The following is a 17,618-nucleotide window of genomic DNA, read 5'->3' as shown; positions in this document are numbered from 1 at the left end:
GTCATTGGTGGCCCTACCGCTGTCCCGCGACGCGTGAGCTGCCGAAGAAGGCTTCGCTGTGATCGCCGTTGGCCTTGCCGGTGTAGTGATCACCCCGGAACGGCTCGCCCATCAGTCCCTGGGACCAGTCCGCCGCGACCCCGAGGTCGCGGGACCAGTCGTAGAGCATGGTGCGCTGCGCGATTCGCCATTCCCCGTCCCGTCCCTCCAGTCGATCGAGGTAGCGGCCACCGAGGACGACGTCGTGCTCCTCGGCACCGAAATCCACCCGGTGGTAGGCCGTGACATGGGTCTCGACCAACGCTGTGGCACCGTCGAGGGCGATCACGCTCTGTCCGAGCACATGCTGGGTCACCGCCACCGCGGGTGACCCGGGCACGACCCAATCCAGGTAGGCATCGAAATCGCCTGCGAAGATACCGAAATCGGTGGTGGCACCGGGCCAGAAGGATGCTCGGATCAGCTCGGCATCTCGCCGGTCCTCACCCCGGGCGACCCCCGCGATACACGCGCGGATCTGCTCGTGATCGAGCATCGCCTGAACATCCCTCGGCCCGAATGTCATTCGCTGACGTCCGGTGCCGGGCGGTACCCGAGGATACCCTTGATCTCCAGGTAGTCGTCGAAGCCGAACGCGCCCCACTCGCGACCGTTGCCGCTCTTCTTGTAGCCGCCGAACGGTGCACAGAAGTCGAACGCATCGTTGATGGCCACCGAACCGGCGCGGATGCGGCGAGCCACCGATCGCGCCTTGTCGAGGTCGGCGCCGGCGACGAAGGCCGCGAGTCCGTACTCGGTGTCGTTGGCGATCTCGATCGCATGGTCGATGTCCTCGTACCCGAGGATCGTCAGCACGGGGCCGAAGATCTCCTCACGGGCGATAGCCATGTCGTTCTTGACATCTGCGAACACCGTCGGCTGAACGTAGAAGCCCTTCGTGAGGCCCTCGGGGCGTCCGGGACCACCGGTCACGAGGGTCGCGCCGTCGTCGATGCCCTGCTGGATGAGGCCCTGGATCTTCTCGAACTGCGATGCCGACACCACCGGTCCGATCGAGAAGTCACCGGACGGATCCCCGACGGTGACCGAGGGCGCGGCGTCCTTGGCGGCGGCGATCGCATCTTCCATACGACCGTTCGGCACCAGCATCCGCGAGGGAGCACTGCAGGTCTGCCCCGAGTTGAGCATCATGGTGACGACGCCCTTCGAGACATTCTCGGCGAAATCCTCATCGTCGAGAACGATGTTCGGCCCCTTGCCACCGAGTTCCTGGGTGACCCGCTTCACGCCTGCCGCGGCGTTCTTGGCGATGTCGATGCCGGCGCGGGTGGAACCGGTGAAGGAGACCATGTCGACGTCCGGATGTCCCGACAGCGGCACCCCGACGCTCGGTCCGTCGCCCTGGACCAGGTTGAAGACACCCGCCGGAACTCCGGCGGCGTCCAGGATCTCGGCAAAGACCTGGCCGGTGAACGGAGATCTTTCCGACGGCTTGAGTACCATCGTGCAGCCGGTCGCCAATGCGGGGAAGACCTTCACGGCGATCTGGTTCATCGGCCAGTTCCACGGCGTGATCAGTGCACAGACGCCGACCGGTTCCTTGACCACCAGCGATTCGCCGCGCTGCTCCTCGAACATGAAGTTCTGCAGCGCCTCGATCGCGGTGCCGAGGTGACCCGCACCCAGGCCGACCTGGAAACCGTTGGCGAGTGCCGTCGGCGCGCCCATCTCCTCGGTCAGTGCGGCGGCGAGGTCGCCGCTGCGGTTCTGGTATTCGGCGGAGATGTTCTGCAGCAGCTCGACACGCTCCTCGACGGTGCTCGTCGACCAGCCGCCGAACGCCTGCCGGGCGGCGGCCACCGCCTTGTCGACATCCGCCGCGGAACCCGACGCGACCGTGCCACAGACCTCCTCGGTAGCGGGGTTGATGACGTCGAAGGTTGCCGACTGTGCGGAGTCGACCCATCGGCCACCGATGTAGAACTTGCGATACTCACGCATGACAGCCCCAATTCTCTTTTCGTGCAACGGGAAGTGCTACTGCTGGCCCTCGGCGTACCACGTGCGGAACTCGTCGTAGCTCGGCATCTCCTCGGAGTTCGCCTTCGGGTCGACCGCGACGTGGATGACGCCCGGCTTGCCACTCGCGAACGCGCGCTTGATGGCCGGTGCGATGTCGTCGTCCTTCTCGACGTATTCGCCGTAGCATCCGAATCCCTCGGCGACCTTGTCGAGTCGGGTGGCCTCGCTCCAGTGGACGCCGGTCTCCCGGGACCCCTGACCGTAGGTGCGCTTGTAGACGCCCACCTCGAGTCCCCACGCGTAGTCGACGGCGACGACGCAGACGAGCGGCAGGTTCAGGCGTGCCGCGGTCTCCAGCTCGGAGATGTGGAACTGGAACGACGAGTCGCCGGTGATCAGCATCATCGGACGCTTCCCACCGTCGGCGACGCCGGCCCCGACCGCGTACGGCAACCCGGTCCCGAGGTGCCCGAAGTTCTGATTCCACATGACGTCATGCGGTTTGGCCTGCGAGTAGGTCCATCCGAAGATGGTCGTCGCGCCGCCGTCGCGCACCATGATCCCGTCGGCCGGGAAGTCCTTCGTCGCCTCGACGATCAATCGTGCGGGATGCACCGGGCTCGCACCCGAGGGGGCGGTCTCGGCGAGCTCGGCCAACTGTGCCGCGTCGTCGGAGATCCAGCGCTCGAGTTCCGGGGTCGCCGTGCGCGGCGAATCCTTCAGGGCCTCGACGAGTTGGGGCACCACGGCACGGAGATCTCCGATCAACGGCACGTCGATGGGACGATTGACCCCGATCGCGGCGGGATCCTGCTCGATCAGCAGCCAGCTGCGTTTCGCCTCGCCGTCGACCCAGTGCCTGCCCTTGCCGAAGTGCACCGGCTCGCCGAGTTCGGTGCCGATGGCCAGGCACAGGTCGGATGTGACGACCGCCTCGACGGCCGCCTTCGAGAAGCCGTACGGAAAGGTGCGGTCCTCCAGTCCTTCGATAAAGGAAGTGCCGCCGGATGTTTGGATGATCGGACAGGCCATCAGGTCGGCGAGCTCCTTGACGGAGGCGCCGGCACGGGCCGTGTGGACGCCGTGTCCGATGAGCAGGATGGGCTGCTTGGCCGCACCGATCAGGCGTGCGGCCTCGTCGACCTTGTCCTGCCCGGCGGTCTGTCCGACGAGGCGGTACCTACTCGGAGGCAGCGCCGGTGGCACATCCAGTTCTTCCTGGATCACGTGCGAGGGGTACTCGATGTAGACCGGTCCCGGCGTTCCCGACAGCGCCTTGCGCAGGCCCTCGCGGATGATCTCGTCGGTCTGATCGGCGTATTCGATGCTGGCGCTGTACTTCACAGATGGCTCGATGAGCCCTGACTGCTGGACGAACTGGATGCGACCCCGGCGAACGCGCTGCTCGGTGATCCGGGCCCGCTGCCCGCCAAGGAAGATCACGGGTGAGTTCTCGACCTTGGCGCACATGACGGCACCGGCCATGTTCGCGATACCCGGACCCAGCGTGCCGACGCAGACCGCGGCCTTGCCGGTCATCCGGGACACCGCCTCGGCCATGAAACCAGCGGTTTCCTCGTGGTGCGGGGCGACGACATTCCAGCCGCGCTCCTCGGCTGTGTGGAAGAGGTGAACGAAATTGGGGTCGGGGATACCGAACATCGTGTTGATGCCCTCGGCCTCGAAGAGGTCGAGAATTCGTTCATAGACCTTGACTGACACGCGTACTTCCCTCCGTCGCTAGTGCGAAACTCTTCGTGATGTGGTCGACATGGCCTGACGGGACTACCGGCAGGAGCCAAGAATTGGTGGCGTCTCGTATTTCCTCGATGCGTTCACCGACGTCGTCGATGGACCATTCGGACTGGTACACACCCTCGGTCTCGGCGATGTAGGCGCGGGCCACCCGCCCGGCTATCGACACCAGCATCTCGCCGGTGATCGAACAGGATTCGTGGGCGAGCCACCCCACCGCGGGTGCGGTGAGCTCCGGTCCCATCGGCGGGTACGCGGAGGTGTCGAGTCCTTCCGCCAGCCGAGTCAGGGCCGCCGGGACGATGACATTCGACAACACCCCGTGTTCGTGGCCCTCCAGCGCCGCGACGTTGGAGAGGCCGATGATCCCGGCCTTGGCCGCGCCGTAGTTGGCGACGCTCTTGTTGCCGTAGATCCCGCCGATCGACGATGTCAGCACCACACGGCCGTATCCGGCTTCGCACATCAATGGGAAGGCCGGTCGCACCACATGGAAGGCACCACGGAGGTGGACATCGAGGACGGCATCGAAATCCTCGTAGGTCATCTCCGACAACGACGCATAACGGTTGTTGCCGGCGTTGTGGACGAGGATGTCGATCCGGCCGAAACCCTCCACCGCCGAATCGATGATGGCGCGGCCGCCCTCCGCGGTGGCCACCGACGCGGTGCATGCGATCGCCTCGCCGCCCATGTCCCGGATCTCCCGGACCACGTCGGCTGCGGGCCCGGAATCGGTGTCCTCGCCGCTGATGCTGCTGCCGGGATCGTTGACGACGACCTTGGCGCCCCGCGATGCAAGCAGGAGGGCATAGGCCCGCCCCAGGCCGCGCCCGGCGCCGGTGATCACCGCGACTCGGTTGTCGAATCGGAGTTCAGACATCGAATGCCCAGTATCGACACGGCTTTTCACCGTCGCGTGTCACTTCTCCAGCACCAGGCCTTCCAGTTCGCCCGTGTCGCGCCACGCCTGCAGGCGATCACTGAGCTCGTAGAAACCGCCCCAGAACGGATCACCCAGGAACGACCGTCCGTTCGGCTCACCCTCGGCGTTGTAATAGCCGGGGGTGCATTCCATGGTGAAGGTGCTGTTGTCCACGGAGAACTCGCGGATGGTCTGCACCCAGCCCTCCTCGGCCTCCGAGGTGGGTTCGACATACGTGGCGCCGCGTCCGAGAGCCTCGGCGACGATATAGGAGATGTGATCGGCTTGCTGTTCGAACATCAGCGTGGTGGATGCGGTGACACCGCCCTGGACGAATCCGGTGGCGAAGTGGTTCGGGAATCCGTGCGCCATCACACCGTGCAGAGTTCGAAAGCCCTTGCCCCAGTGGTCATATAGTGACACCCCGTCGCGGCCGGCAAACGGCTTGATGTCGAACTGCCGGTCCAGGGCAGTGGTGATCTCGAAGCCGCTGGCGAACACGATGCAATCGACCTCGTACTCGACACCGCCCGCGACGACTCCCTTCTCCGTGATGCGCTCGACCCCCTTGGTCTCCGAGACGTCGACGAGAGTCACGTTCGGACGATTGAACGTCGGCAGGTACTCGTCGTTGAACACGGGACGCTTGCACATGTTGCGGTAGTAGGGCTTCAGCTTCTCCGCTGTCTCCGGATCCTCGACGATCTGCTCGACCCGCTGACGGAGCCGTTCCATCGCACGATAGTCCTCGATCTCCTTGAGCTCCATGAACTTCGCCGGATCTGCCAACGCGGCCCAGCCCTCGAAATTCTCGGTCGCGTTGAGCTTCGCGGCCATGTTGCGGGCGACCTCGGTCCAGCCGTCGCAGATCAGGTCGGGTTCACCCGGGTTGTAGAAGGCGAACGCCGCGTTGTGGAAGTTGTGCTGCCGCGCGGCCCGCCACCCCGGCTCGAGGGTCTGCACCCATTCCGGGTCGGTGGGGTAGTTGGCCCGTTCGAAGATGTAGGACGGCGTGCGCTGGAAGACGGTGAGATGCTTGGCCCCCCGCGCGAGATGCGGGATCGCCTGCACGCCGCTCGACCCCGTACCGATGACGGCGATGCGTTTGTCGCCGATCTTGTCCAGGCCGCCGTGGAGATCGCCACCGGTGTAGTCGTAGTCCCAGCGGGCGGTGTGGAAGGTGTGGCCCTTGAAGTCCTTGATCCCCGGGATACCGGGCAGCTTCGGCCGGTTGTAGGGGCCCTGGCACATGATCACGAAGCGGGCACGGATCGCATCACCGCGATTGGACGTGATCTGCCACCGGTTGATCTCACCGTCCCACTCCAGCGTCTGGACCAGGGTGTGGAACAGCGCGTGGTCATACAGGCCGAAATGCTCCCCGATGCGCTGAGCGTGATCGAAGCACTCGTCGCCTTTGGAGAACTTCTCCTTCGGCATGAAGCCGGTCTCTTCGAGCAGGGGTAGGTAACAGTAGGCATCCGAGTCGATCTGGATGCCCGGGTAGCGGTTCCAGTACCAGACACCACCGAAGTCGCCACCGAGCTCGACGATCTTGAAGTCTGAGACGCCGGCCTGTTGCAGCCGATGCGCGGTGATGAGACCGCAGAAGCCACCCCCGAGGATCACCACGTCGATGTCGTCGGTGATCGGCTGACGCGGTACCACCGGCAGATGCGGATCACCCTCGTAGAACTCGGCGAAGTCGTCCTCGGCCTCGAGATACTGGGCCTGACCATCGGAACGGAGACGCTTGTCGCGCTCGTGCAGATACTTCTCGTGGAGAGCGGCGATGTCGACGTCGGGCGTCTGCGTGGGTTCGCAGTTCTGCATGGTGATTCCTTGCTTCGGCAATGCTCTGATGGGAGGGCGGAGAATTCGGGTCAGGCGAGGTCGGTGGGTTCGCCGGTGCCGACGTACTTCGCGAGGTTGTGGTGCAGGTTGACGATGCTGCGCTCGCGGTAGGGGTTGGGCTTGGGGCCGGAGAACCCTCGCGACTTCACGCCCTTCTGCACCGCAGCCATGTTCGTGAAGTCCTGCGGCAGGACGGTGCGCCACCCCGGATCGTCGACCGGCGCGTACTCCCACTCCGTCTCGGGTTCTTCGTCTTTCGGGAACAGCTCGAAGACAGCTGCCTCGAAGTAGCACTTGTCGGGGTCGTCACCGTAGGGCCGGGCGCTGTAGCAGAGCATGTTGTTGAGCGCGTGTCCGATCTGGAAGTTGGGGAAGATCTGCCACGCGGTCCCGCTCTTGGAGACCGTCGCCGGGTCGACGGTCGGCCAGATCACCCCGCGATCTTCATCGTCCTTGCGGGCAGAGGCCAGCCAGTGGGCCAGCACCTCCCCGGGTGGAGTGCCCTCGGGTAGTTCGTCGATCAGTCGCTGGGCCGCGTCGACCAATGTGCGAGTTGTGTTGGTGTTGGCGTTTTCCCAGGTGAAGTTCTGCAGATCGATGGTCGAGAGGCGGGCATCGGGGCCATCGGCGACTCGCAGCTTGGCCTGGTTGTCCTCCATGCCCTTCGGCGCATCGTAGCCGATGTTGCTGTGTTTGCCCTGCGCACGGGACCACCCGAGAAAGGTTCCGTAGGCCCGGAACTCGGGGTGTGTGTAGGGGACGTGGTAGGTCTCCATGAACGCTTCCAGTGCGATCTTCCAGTTACAGTCGAAGACAAGCCATTTGCGCCACCGGTACCGCATGTTCTCGAGCTGGAACGGATCGAGCAGGCTCGCGGCCGGCTCCAGATAGTCACGCAGGGGCTCGCAGTCCGGGTCCATGTTGATCCAGATCCAGCCGCCCCAGGTATCGACCTGGACATTCTTGAGCCGGGTCTTCTCCTCGGTGAGTCCGGTGGGCCAGTCTGCACGCTCGGCCGCCCAGGTGTTCTTTCCCTCCAGATCGTAGGTCCAGCCGTGGAATCCGCACACAAAGGTGCGACAGCTTCCCTTGGCCTCACGCTTCCCGTCCGGAGTGTCGACGAGTCGGCGCCCACGGTGAGAGCACACATTGTGGTACGCGCTGATCTTGTCCTTTGACGACCGCGCGATGATGAACGAGTCGTCCATGATCTCGTAGGTGAGAAAGTCGCCGACCTCGGGGATCTCCTCGACCCGGCCGACCTGCTGCCACACTCTGGTCCAGAGCTTTTCCTGCTCGAGTTTCAGATACTCCTTGGACGTGTACGCGCCCACACCGATCTCGAGCGGTGTGGTGGGGGGCTCGTCGTCGCTCGTGGTGACGATCTTCTGGATGTTGTCGATGGTGTCCGTCATGACATTCTCCTTGAAAAGTGTTGTCTCAGTGCGTTATGGCCGCACGAAACGACTCGTCCTTGAGGAAGAGTGAGGTGTGATCCGCGCCCATATGGGTCCACTTGAGATTCAGGCCGCCATCCACGAGTAGTGCTTGTCCGGTGATGTAACTCGACAGGTCGGACAGCAGGAACAGGACGGCGCCCGCCTGCTCTTCCGGCCGGCCGCGCCGGCCCATGGCGATGGCGCGGCGATCGCGTTCGGCATCGTCGTCGACATAGGTCATCGAGGCCGGCGTCGCGGTCACGCCGGGTGCGACGACGTTCACCCGGATGTCATCATTGGCCAGTTCGACGGCCATGGTGCGAGTGGCTGCGACCAGCGCGGCTTTCGCTGTGCCATAACCGATGTGGAATGGCGCGGTGTTCATTCCGCTGATCGACGAGATCGAGACGATCGAGCCCCGCAGCCCCTGCGACTTGAGCTCGGCGGCAACGGCCTGACTCATGAAGAACATCGTCTCGAGGTTCTGGGTGAACAGGTCGCGCCAATCTGCGCGGGCGACCCGGGTCGCCGGCATCCAGGTGGCGGGCGCCGCACCGCCGGCGACGTTGACCAGCCCGTATAGTGTGCCCTCGGTGATCCGCACCTGGTCCATCACCGCGGCGATGCCCTCGTCGGTGGAGGCGTCGGCACTCACGGGGATGATGGAGAGTCCTTCCGCGACAAGCGGTGTGATGTGCGTGTCCAGATTCTCCTTCGAGCGGCTCACCGCGATGACGGTGGCACCTGCCTCGGCCACCATCTTCGTCACCGTGGTGCCGATGCCCCCACCTGCTGCGCCGGAGACGATCACGATCCGGCCGGTCAGGCCGACAACATTGTTCTCCATGCGGCGATCAGCGCTCCTTCCGAAGCGCGATGACGCTTCCGTCGGCGTCGGCCGAGACGTACAGGGTTCCGTCGGGCCCGGCCGCGATACCTGCGAACGGCCCTTGCGGCCCGGAGAACGGGACCAATCCCAGAAGTGGCTTGGGAGTGACCCCGGGTGGTGCGCCGACAGGGAGGCCGGTCGCGACGATCTGTCGGCTCTTGGTCTCCAGATCGACGTTGACCACCGACTTGCTCCCGGTGTCGACGATGTAGAGCTGCGACCCCACGACGGTGATCCCCTGCGGTGACTCGAGACCGTCCACGAGGGTGTCGGTGCCCGAACTCGTCACCGCCGCAACCCGGCCCGCGCCCGACTCGGAGACGAGGCAGGTTCCGTCCGCGGTGAACGCCACTCCCATCGGGCGGTCGAGGCCGCTCGCGAGGACGTCGGAGCGACCCGACTGGACCGAATGTACCTGGCCCGTGCCTAGATCGGCGACCGCGATGGTCCCGTTTGCCGCGAAGGCGACTCCGTAGAGCTGATCGAGGCCCTCGACGAGTACCTCGCTCTCGGCAGCGGCGGGACGGTACCGAGACACCGTGCCGTTGCCCGCGACGACGAACTCGCCGTCGCCCGTGGCCGCCATCCCGCGGATGTAGCCGGGGTAGCCGGGGCTGAAAAGCATTCCCAGTGTGCTGAGTTCGGTCCCCGGACGATGGGCGAGCAGGAACGTGCCGTCGGCGATGTAGACGGTGCCGTCCGGACCCACGGTGAGGTCGAGAGGCCAGGTCAGTCCGTCGTTCAGGGCCGTCCGGGTGCCGCCGTCGCCGAGGATCTCGGTGATCTGCCCGGTGAAGCTCGAGACGAAGAGGCGGTCGCCGACGAAGGTGAGGTTGTCGAGGCCGGGGGAGAGCTGGGCCAAGAGTGTCTGCGCGCCGCTGCGGGGATCGATCCGCAGGACCTGTCCGGAGGCGACCTGGGTGGACACGATGTTGCCGTCGGAATCGAACTTCACCGAGTCGGGCCCGCCGAGATCGGCTGCGACCCTTTCGGGTTCACCGCCGTCGAGGTCGATGCGCCAGATCTCGTTGGCGCCGAGCAGCGGATAGTAGAGTTTGCCGTCCGGGCCGACCTCCATGCCGTTGGGCATGGGCAGATCCTCCAGAAGGATCTTGGGGGCACCACCGGCGGGATCCAGTTCCATCAGGCGGCCACCGGGCCGGCATTCGTTCACGAAGAGTCGGCCCTGATGGATCGTGATGCCGTTGGCCCCGGGCAGATCGTCGCGCAGCAACCGGGTGGTGCCGCCGGCCTCGCGCACGCTGACCCGGCCGTCGTAGTACTCGGTCACGTACATGTCCCCATGCGGGTCGAACGCCACGTCGTCGGGCGCGATGATGTCGCTGCCCTTGGCGCTGACGGTCTCCAGGGCACCCGATTCGAGGTCGAGGGCGCTGATCTGGCTCCCGGCCACCTGTGCGATGTAGATGCGCCCGTCCGGGCCCGTGCGGATGCCGTTCGCACCGAACAGTCGGCTCGGTTCGGTCAGTCGCTCAAGGCGCCAGCCATCGGCGAGCTCGTGGGACGAAGTGCTTGTGTAGCGGGCCGCCTGAGTCAAGGTGGGCCTCCTGTCCAGAGGAGAGATCAGTGATGGCGACGTGTCCTGACGGCCGTGTGTGAAGGCCGGATTGGCGTGATGCAGGCCACAATTTCGCTCGCGTCGGAGTCTAATCCGGGAACCGCTAGATTTACAAGTATTACTATCCTTGACAGGATAGGAACCACGTTCTCGGCTACGTATAGTCAGATTATCGAGAGACGGACGCGGTGACACGGCCTTTGGACCGATGCTCGATGACCGTCGCGCAACATCTGCGCGACGGTCATCGTCGGTTCGTCACGGCGTCGGGTGAGTGGCCTCGGATGGGCTGCCGACAATGCACGAGAGCGGGCCCTCGCGACGATCATCGTCGTCGCGAGGGCCCGCTCTCGTGGGGTCTGTGTGTCTGGCGCCTACGCGCTACCGTCGAACAGGCTCGTCACCGAGCCGTTCTCGAAGACCTCGCGGATGGTCTGGGCGAGCAGTGGGGCGATCGAGAGGACCGTCAGGTTCGCGAACCGCTTCTCCTCCGGGATCGGCAGGGTGTCGGTCGCGATGACCTCACGGGCGCCGCAGTTCGCGAGTCGCTCCGCGGCCGGATCGGAGAAGACGCCGTGGGTGGTCGCGATGACGACCTCGCCGGCACCGGCATCCTTGAGGACCTTCACCGCACCGGCGATCGTGCCACCGGTGTCGATCATGTCGTCGATCAGCACGCAGGTGCGACCGTCGACATCGCCGACGACGCGATTGGACTTGACCTGATTGGGCACCAGGGGATCGCGCGTCTTGTGGATGAACGCCAGTGGTGCGCCGTTGAGGGCATCCGCCCACTTCTCGGCGACACGCACGCGACCGGAGTCCGGCGAGACCACGGTGACGTTGTCGGTGCCGTAGTTCTCCCGGACATAGTCGGCGAGCTGACCCTGGGCATGCATGTGGTCGACCGGGCCGTCGAAGAAGCCCTGGATCTGGTCGGTGTGCAGGTCGACGGTGATGATCCGGTCCGCGCCCGCGGCCTTCAGCAGGTCGGCCATCAACCGAGCGGAGATCGGTTCGCGACCGCGATGCTTCTTGTCCTGGCGCGCGTAGGGGTAGAACGGCAGGATCACGCTGATGCGTTTTGCCGATCCGCGCTTGAGGGCGTCGATCATGATGAGCGACTCCATGACCCACTGATTCATCGGGTATGGGCAGCTCTGCAGGACGAATGCGTCGGAGCCGCGTACCGACTCCTCGAAGCGTACGAAGATCTCGCCGTTGGCGAAGTCCCGCGCCGTCTGCGGTGTCACCTTGATGCCGAGCTCGTCGGCGACGGACTGAGCGAGGTCGGGATGGGCGCGGCCAGAGAACAGCATCAGGTTCTTCTGGTTGTCCGTGGTCCAGGTCATGAAAACTCTTCTGTCGGGGGATGTAGCGGTCAGGCGCCCGGCTGGTCGTCTGCCGGGCTGGCGATCTGTTGGGCCTCGAGGGCGGCACGGGCCGACTCGGTGTCCGGGCGCTTGCGCACCACCCAGTTCTCGATATTGCGTTGTTGTCCCGCCGACACCGCAAGGGCTCCGGGCGGGACATCGTCCCGCAAGACCGTACCCGCTCCGGTGTAGGCGCCATCGCCGACCTGCACTGGGGCGACAAACATGTTGTCAGAACCGGTGCGGCAGTGGGACCCGATCACAGTACGATGTTTCGCCACGCCGTCGTAATTGACGAACACACTCGACGCCCCGATGTTGGAGTGCTCGCCGATCGTCGCGTCTCCGACGTAGGTGAGGTGGGGGACTTTTGAACCCGCCCCGATGTCGGCCTTCTTGGTCTCGACAAAGGTGCCGATCTTGCCGCCGACGCCGAGCCGGGTGCCGGGACGTAGGTAGGCGAACGGTCCGACGGACGTATTCGCACCGATCTCCGATTCGCTGCCATGGGTACGGATCACCGCGGCGCCGGCTCCGATCGAGACGTCGCGCAGGGTGGAATCCGGGCCGATGACCGCGTCGTCGGCAACGGTGGTGGTGCCCAGTAGTTGGGTGCCCGGTTCGATGCGCACGTCCTCGCCGATGGTGACGTCGACGTCGATCCAGGTGCTGGCGGGATCGACGACGGTCACGCCGGCCAGCTGATGGCGCCGCACGATCCGACGGTTCAGCTCGGCGCCGAGCTCGGCGAGTTGGACGCGGTCGTTGCAGCCGGCCACCAGAACCGGGTCGTCGACGGTGAAGGCTCGCACGGATCGTCCGTCGTCGCGGGCGATCGCGATCACGTCCGTCAGATAGAACTCGCCCTGCACATTGTCGGTGGACAAGCGGGAGAGCGCCGACCTGAGGGTCGCCGCGTCGAAGGCATAGACGCCTGCGTTGACCTCCGAGATGGCGAGTTGCTCGTCGGATGCGTCCTTGTGCTCGACAATGGCCTGCACCAACGAATCATTGGTCCGGATGACGCGCCCGTACCCGGTCGGGTCATCCGCCCGGAAACTGGTCAGCGTGACCGCGGCACCGCCGTCCGCGGTGTGGGCGGCGACCAGTGCGTCGAGGGTCGTCGCGTCGAGAAGAGGCACGTCGGCGGCGGTGACGACGACCGTGCCGTCGAAGTTGTCGGGCAACACTGTGAGGCCCGCGCGCGCCGCGTCACCGGTGCCGAGTGGCCGGTCTTGAACTGCGATCGTGACGTCACGCCCGAGTTCCTCGGCGACCTCGCCGATCATCGCACTGACGCGTTCGCGTTCATGACTGACGACGGCGATCAAGGTATCGGGCCCGATGCCGGCGGCACCATGAAGCGCGTGGCCTACCAGTGGCCGTCCGGCCAGGGTGTGCAGGATTTTCGGGGTCTTCGACTTCATCCGGGTGCCCGCGCCTGCCGCGAGGACGATCACGGCAGTAGCCGGCGAGGACGTCTCCGTCATGTGGCCCGATGTTACGCAGGCGATGGACGGGCGCCGCGCTCACCCGCCGAAATGCAGGCCTGATAGAAAACAGTGAGGTGACCAGACCTGGCACGGACAAACGGAGGTACAACAGATGAGCACTCAGAAAGTCGCGATCGTCACCGGCGCCGCGCGCGGTATCGGCGCGGGCGTCGCCAAGCGATTGGCCGCCGACGGCCTGGCCGTGGCCGTCCTCGACCTCGACGCGGACGCGTGTGCGGACACCGTCTCGGCCATCACCGGCAATGGCGGAAAGGCGATCGCGGTCGGCGCCGACGTCTCGAAGGAGGAGTCGGTCAAGGCTGCCGTGGAGAAGATCGTCGAGGAACTCGGTCCGCCCACCGTCCTGGTGAACAACGCCGGCATCCTGCGTGACAACCTCTTGTTCAAGATGTCGGTCGACGACTGGGATGCGGTTCTGGGCGTGCACCTGCGGGGCGCGTTCAACATGAGCAAGGCGTGCCAGAAGCACATGGTCGACGCCGGCTGGGGACGCATCGTCAACCTGTCGAGCACGTCGGCGCTCGGCAACCGTGGACAGGCGAACTACTCGGCCGCCAAGGCAGGCATGCAGGGCTTCACCAAGACCCTCGCCATCGAGCTCGGCAAGTTCGGTGTCACCGCGAATGCGATCGCACCCGGATTCATCGCGACCGAGATGACCGCCGCGACCGCCGAGCGCGTCGGCGTCCCGTTCGAGGATTTCAAGAAGGCCGCCGCGGCGGAGATCCCGGTGCAGCGCACCGGCCTCCCGGAGGACATCGCACACACGGCGTCGTTCTTCGCCAGTGAGGGCGCCGGATTCGTCTCGGGCCAGGTCATCTACGTCGCCGGCGGTCCGAAGGACTAGTTCGGTATTCCCGCGCCCTCATCTCGTTCCCGCGTATTCGATCGGATGAGCGGGAACGAAACGGGGGCGCGGGAAGTGCGTCGAACTGACGCCACGATGCTGTGGCACAATCGTCTGCGCAGTATTCCCCCATGGTGTAATCGGCAACACTTCTGATTTTGGTTCAGGCATTCCAGGTTCGAGTCCTGGTGGGGGAGCAGATCACGTCGGTTCGCAATCGCACCGGATACGGCTGTGGCCCGTTGCTCCGCAAGGAACAACGGGCCACAGCCGTGTTTCGGGTCAGGCCGCGATCGATGCGATCATGGCCATCCGGTCACGGCACCGCCGGATTCTTGCCCGAAGCCAAACCGATGTCGGCGGTGTTGTGTTGGCCGGCAATGACTTCGACCTGGATCGCGGCCGGTTCGTACAGGTTGGCCACGATGGTGAACTGGCCGTCGGTGAGCCCGTCGATGCGGTAGCGACCGTCGGCGTCGGTGGTGGCCGACGCGACGATGGTCTGGTCGGGACCGATCGCGGACACCGTTGCGCCGTGCAGTGGGGTGCCGCTGTGCGCGGCGCGCACCGCACCCTCGACACCGCTGGTGGGGGCCAGCAGGATCTCGATGGGTTCGACGTTCCGCCCGGCGGCCGCGTCGATGGTCACCAGTTGGCCGGCCGGCTGGTAGCCGGGAGCGGATGCGGTGACCGCGACCGTGTCGCCTGCGCGCAGCCCGAGAATCGCGAAGTGACCGTCGGAATCGGCATGCGCCTGGGTCACCACGGCACCGGACTGATCGGTGACGATCAGTTTGGCACCCAGGGCGCGGTGGCCGTCGCGGACGCGTCCGCGCAGCACGGCGCCGCCGGCGAGGGTGAAGTCACGGTGGGACACCGTGTCACCGACGACGGAGACGGTCATGGCCTTGGGGGCATGGCCGGGTGCGGTGGCGATGACGGTGTACGTGCCATCGGTGATGTCGTGCACGGTGTAGAAGCCGTCGCCGTGGACTGCCGTGGTGCCGACCTGCCGACCGTGGATGTCGGTGACGGTGATCGCGGCGGTGTCCAGGGGTGTGTCGTCGCCGTTGACGACGCTCCCGGCGATGCGTGGACGTACCGCCGGCGAGACCGACTCACCTTCGACGCTCGGGCCGGCCTCCGGTGATCCGGCGTCGCTGGGCGCGGCCGACGGCAGCTTGCCGCTCCGGACGAGCAGCCCCGCGATCAGTCCGCCGATCAGGAATACTCCTGCGGCCACCGCGAATGCGGTCGTGTAGGAGTCCACTGCAGCCATCTGCGTCAGCTCGTTCTGGTTCGAGACGGTGGCGGCGTGGTCCGTGATGTACGAGGCCGCCGCACTCGACGCGATGGTGCTGAGCAGTGCCGTGCCCACCGAACCGCCGACCTGCTGCATCGTGTTGACCGTTGCCGAGGCGACGCCGGCGTCCTCGGGCGAGACGCCCGAGATGGCTCCCTGCATGGCCGGTGCCATCGAGGCGCCGATGCCGACGCCGAGGATCAGCAGTGCAGGCAGGACATGTGTTGCGTACGAGCTGGTTACGGTGATCTGCGTCAGCAGTGCCATGCCGCCCGCGGCGATCAGCATGCCGCCGGACATCAGCCAACGCGGACCGAAGCGGGGAAGGATCACCGCGGTCGATGTGGTCGCCGTGATCACCAGCATGCCGATCATCGGGAGGAATGCGAGTCCCGTCCGGATCGGGCTGAACCCGAGGTTTTGCTGCAGGTAGTAGGTGAGGAACAGGAAGATGCCGAACATGCCGATGCCGGCGATGAACACCACCAGATAGGACCCGCCGCGGGTGCGGTCCTTGATCACGCGCAGCGGCAACAGAGCGTGCTTGCTGCGTGACTGCCACCAGATGAAGCCGGCCACGAGGACCACACCGGCGATCAGCCAGGTGATGGTTGCCCAGTCGGCCCAGCCGTTGGTCTCGGCGTTCGAGAAGCCGTAGACGATCGAGAAGAGTCCGGCCGACGCGGTGACCACACCGGGCAGGTCCAACTTCGGATGGTGCTCGGACTTGTGCGAGCCGAGGAACAGCACGGCGCCGACGAGTGCGATCGCGGCGATCACGAGATTGACGTACAGGCACCAGCGCCAGTTGGCCCACTCGGTGAGCATCCCGCCGAGTAGCAGACCGAGCGCGCCACCGCCGCCGGCGATCGCGCCGAAGATGCCGAAGGCCTTACCGCGTTCGGCCGGGTCGGTGAACGTGGTGGTCAGCAACGAGAGTGCAGCGGGGGCGAGCAGTGCGCCGAAGATGCCCTGGCCCGCACGTGCGGCGACCAGCATCTCGAAGTTCACCGCCGCGCCGCCGACGGCGGACATCACGGCGAACCCGATGAGCCCGATGATGAAGGTGGTCTTGCGGCCCCATAGGTCCGACAGTCGGCCACCGAGCAAGAGCAGGCTGCCGAACGACAGTGCGTAGGCGGTGATGATCCACTGCCGATCCGCGTCGCCGAAGCCCAGCGATTCCTGGGCGTGGGGGAGTGCGATGTTCACGATGGTCGCGTCGAGCACGACCATGAGTTGGGCAAGGGCCAGGACGCCCAAGACGATCCAGCGCAGCCGATGATGGCGCGCCTGCTCCGATTCCTTCTCGACGGGTGGGGCGTCGAGGTCCTCGTAGACAGTGCTCATCCGAGCCTCCGTTCTAGGCGGAGGTATCTCCTCCGGTTGCTGGCACCAACGTACGCCAACCGGAGGCTATTCCTCCACTTGCTATCATGTGAGCATGGACACGCAAGCCGCCGATGCCATCGGCTCCCGCAAGCTGCGTGCCGACGCCGAGCGCAACCGGCTGCGCATCATCGACGCGGCCCGCGAACTGTTCGCCGAACGTGGGCTCGAGGTGTCCCTCGACGACGTCGCCGAGCGCGCCGGAGTAGGGGTGGGCACCGTCTATCGGCGGTTCACCAACCGCGACGAACTCATCGTCGGTGTCCTCGCCGAACACCTGACCCAGGTGGCCGAACGGACTCGCCTCGCTTTACAGGACCCGGATGCCTGGCAGGCCGTCGTCGATGTCCTGACGCTCGTGGGCACGTCGATGGCCACCGACCGGGGCCTCGCGGCACTCATCATGCGCATCGACCACGAGCATCCCGACATCAAATCGGCGAAGTCGATCCTCACCGGACAGCTGACGCAGCTCTATGAGCGGGCCATGGAGGCCGGGGTGTTGCGTCCAGATCTGGCGCCGAGTGACTTCTTCGGGATCCTCACCATGCTCGCGGCCCTCGCCGACGTCACCCAGCCGACTGTCCCGGACGCGTGGCGACGCTTCCTGGAGCTGATCCTCGACGGCGTGCGCGCGACCGGTCGTACGACCTTGTCGGTGCCGGCGCTCACCGACGATCAGATCCTGGAGATCCAGTGCGCGCGGCGAGACGCCCACCGGTAGCCACG

Annotated in this window: 13 protein-coding genes, 1 tRNA gene and 1 pseudogene; 3 read left to right on the top strand and 12 right to left on the bottom strand. The window is 65.7% G+C overall.

Features of this window, described 5'->3' with window-relative positions; genetic code table 11:
* Positions 1-13: 13 nt before the first annotated feature.
* The 10 genes from ACPXCG_RS01845 to glmU all read right to left on the bottom strand — a co-directional run bounded on the left by ACPXCG_RS01845 (position 14) and on the right by glmU (position 13,326).
* Positions 14-535: a nuclear transport factor 2 family protein gene (locus ACPXCG_RS01845; RefSeq protein WP_425788543.1), complete on the bottom strand. Its 522-nt coding sequence runs from the start codon at positions 533-535 to the stop codon at positions 14-16.
* A 26-nt stretch (positions 536-561) separates the two neighbouring features.
* Complete coding sequence (locus tag ACPXCG_RS01840; protein ID WP_425788541.1) at positions 562-2,001, bottom strand: aldehyde dehydrogenase family protein; 1,440 nt, start codon at positions 1,999-2,001, stop codon at positions 562-564.
* A gap of 36 nt (positions 2,002-2,037) precedes the next feature.
* The gene (locus tag ACPXCG_RS01835; RefSeq protein WP_425788539.1) at positions 2,038-3,744 is read right to left on the bottom strand and encodes a thiamine pyrophosphate-binding protein; all 1,707 of its coding nucleotides are present in this window, start codon (positions 3,742-3,744) and stop codon (positions 2,038-2,040) included.
* Positions 3,725-4,660 (bottom strand): SDR family NAD(P)-dependent oxidoreductase, encoded by a 936-nt coding sequence (locus ACPXCG_RS01830; protein WP_425788538.1) that lies wholly within the window; start codon positions 4,658-4,660, stop codon positions 3,725-3,727. Before ACPXCG_RS01830 ends, ACPXCG_RS01835 begins: the two co-directional genes overlap by 20 nt.
* Before the next feature lie 39 nt (positions 4,661-4,699).
* Positions 4,700-6,535 (bottom strand): flavin-containing monooxygenase, encoded by a 1,836-nt coding sequence (locus ACPXCG_RS01825; protein WP_425788536.1) that lies wholly within the window; start codon positions 6,533-6,535, stop codon positions 4,700-4,702.
* A gap of 50 nt (positions 6,536-6,585) precedes the next feature.
* Positions 6,586-7,959: an aromatic ring-hydroxylating oxygenase subunit alpha gene (locus ACPXCG_RS01820; protein WP_425790431.1), complete on the bottom strand. Its 1,374-nt coding sequence runs from the start codon at positions 7,957-7,959 to the stop codon at positions 6,586-6,588.
* A gap of 37 nt (positions 7,960-7,996) precedes the next feature.
* Positions 7,997-8,842, bottom strand: a complete 846-nt coding sequence (locus ACPXCG_RS01815) for an SDR family NAD(P)-dependent oxidoreductase (protein WP_425788534.1) — start codon at positions 8,840-8,842, stop codon at positions 7,997-7,999.
* A gap of 7 nt (positions 8,843-8,849) precedes the next feature.
* A complete protein-coding gene (locus tag ACPXCG_RS01810) occupies positions 8,850-10,442 on the bottom strand; it encodes an SMP-30/gluconolactonase/LRE family protein (RefSeq protein ID WP_425788532.1) in 1,593 nt (530 codons plus the stop codon).
* A 395-nt stretch (positions 10,443-10,837) separates the two neighbouring features.
* Positions 10,838-11,815 carry a ribose-phosphate diphosphokinase gene (locus tag ACPXCG_RS01805; RefSeq protein ID WP_425788530.1) on the bottom strand — a complete coding sequence of 326 codons (978 nt, stop codon included), beginning with the start codon at positions 11,813-11,815 and terminating at the stop codon, positions 10,838-10,840.
* A 29-nt stretch (positions 11,816-11,844) separates the two neighbouring features.
* The gene (gene glmU / locus ACPXCG_RS01800; RefSeq protein ID WP_425788529.1) at positions 11,845-13,326 is read right to left on the bottom strand and encodes a bifunctional UDP-N-acetylglucosamine diphosphorylase/glucosamine-1-phosphate N-acetyltransferase GlmU; all 1,482 of its coding nucleotides are present in this window, start codon (positions 13,324-13,326) and stop codon (positions 11,845-11,847) included.
* 115 nt (positions 13,327-13,441) lie between these two features.
* Here glmU and fabG point away from each other — a divergent pair, with 115 nt between their 5' ends.
* Complete coding sequence (gene fabG, locus ACPXCG_RS01795; RefSeq protein ID WP_425788527.1) at positions 13,442-14,197, top strand: 3-oxoacyl-ACP reductase FabG; 756 nt, start codon at positions 13,442-13,444, stop codon at positions 14,195-14,197.
* Positions 14,198-14,322: 125 nt separating this feature from the next.
* A tRNA-Gln gene (locus tag ACPXCG_RS01790) sits at positions 14,323-14,394 on the top strand.
* A 119-nt stretch (positions 14,395-14,513) separates the two neighbouring features.
* Here ACPXCG_RS01790 and ACPXCG_RS01785 read toward each other — a convergent pair.
* Both ACPXCG_RS01785 and ACPXCG_RS01780 read right to left on the bottom strand, forming a co-directional pair.
* A complete protein-coding gene (locus ACPXCG_RS01785) occupies positions 14,514-15,287 on the bottom strand; it encodes an MSCRAMM family protein (protein ID WP_425790429.1) in 774 nt (257 codons plus the stop codon).
* 63 nt (positions 15,288-15,350) lie between these two features.
* Positions 15,351-16,850: pseudogene (locus tag ACPXCG_RS01780) on the bottom strand (MFS transporter); the annotation flags it as partial.
* A 94-nt stretch (positions 16,851-16,944) separates the two neighbouring features.
* Here ACPXCG_RS01780 and ACPXCG_RS01775 point away from each other — a divergent pair.
* The gene (locus ACPXCG_RS01775) at positions 16,945-17,613 is read left to right on the top strand and encodes a TetR/AcrR family transcriptional regulator (RefSeq protein ID WP_425788525.1); all 669 of its coding nucleotides are present in this window, start codon (positions 16,945-16,947) and stop codon (positions 17,611-17,613) included.
* Positions 17,614-17,618: the final 5 nt, after the last annotated feature.

Source organism: Gordonia sp. DT218 (assembly GCF_049847105.1).
GTDB lineage: Bacteria > Actinomycetota > Actinomycetes > Mycobacteriales > Mycobacteriaceae > Gordonia.
Note: the sequence above shows the minus strand (reverse complement) of the source record. Positions and strands in the feature narration are given on the sequence as shown.

What these genes read in the sequence shown, in the direction of transcription:
- ACPXCG_RS01845 (WP_425788543.1), bottom strand. Translation starts at nt 535, where the DNA reads ATGCTCGATCACGAGCAGATCCGCGCGTGTATCGCGGGGGTCGCCCGG.
- ACPXCG_RS01840 (WP_425788541.1), bottom strand. Translation starts at nt 2,001, where the DNA reads ATGCGTGAGTATCGCAAGTTCTACATCGGTGGCCGATGGGTCGACTCC.
- ACPXCG_RS01830 (WP_425788538.1), bottom strand. Translation starts at nt 4,660, where the DNA reads ATGTCTGAACTCCGATTCGACAACCGAGTCGCGGTGATCACCGGCGCC.
- ACPXCG_RS01825 (WP_425788536.1), bottom strand. Translation starts at nt 6,535, where the DNA reads ATGCAGAACTGCGAACCCACGCAGACGCCCGACGTCGACATCGCCGCT.
- ACPXCG_RS01815 (WP_425788534.1), bottom strand. Translation starts at nt 8,842, where the DNA reads ATGGAGAACAATGTTGTCGGCCTGACCGGCCGGATCGTGATCGTCTCC.
- ACPXCG_RS01805 (WP_425788530.1), bottom strand. Translation starts at nt 11,815, where the DNA reads ATGACCTGGACCACGGACAACCAGAAGAACCTGATGCTGTTCTCTGGC.
- glmU (WP_425788529.1), bottom strand. Translation starts at nt 13,326, where the DNA reads ATGACGGAGACGTCCTCGCCGGCTACTGCCGTGATCGTCCTCGCGGCA.
- fabG (WP_425788527.1), top strand. Translation starts at nt 13,442, where the DNA reads ATGAGCACTCAGAAAGTCGCGATCGTCACCGGCGCCGCGCGCGGTATC.
- ACPXCG_RS01775 (WP_425788525.1), top strand. Translation starts at nt 16,945, where the DNA reads ATGGACACGCAAGCCGCCGATGCCATCGGCTCCCGCAAGCTGCGTGCC.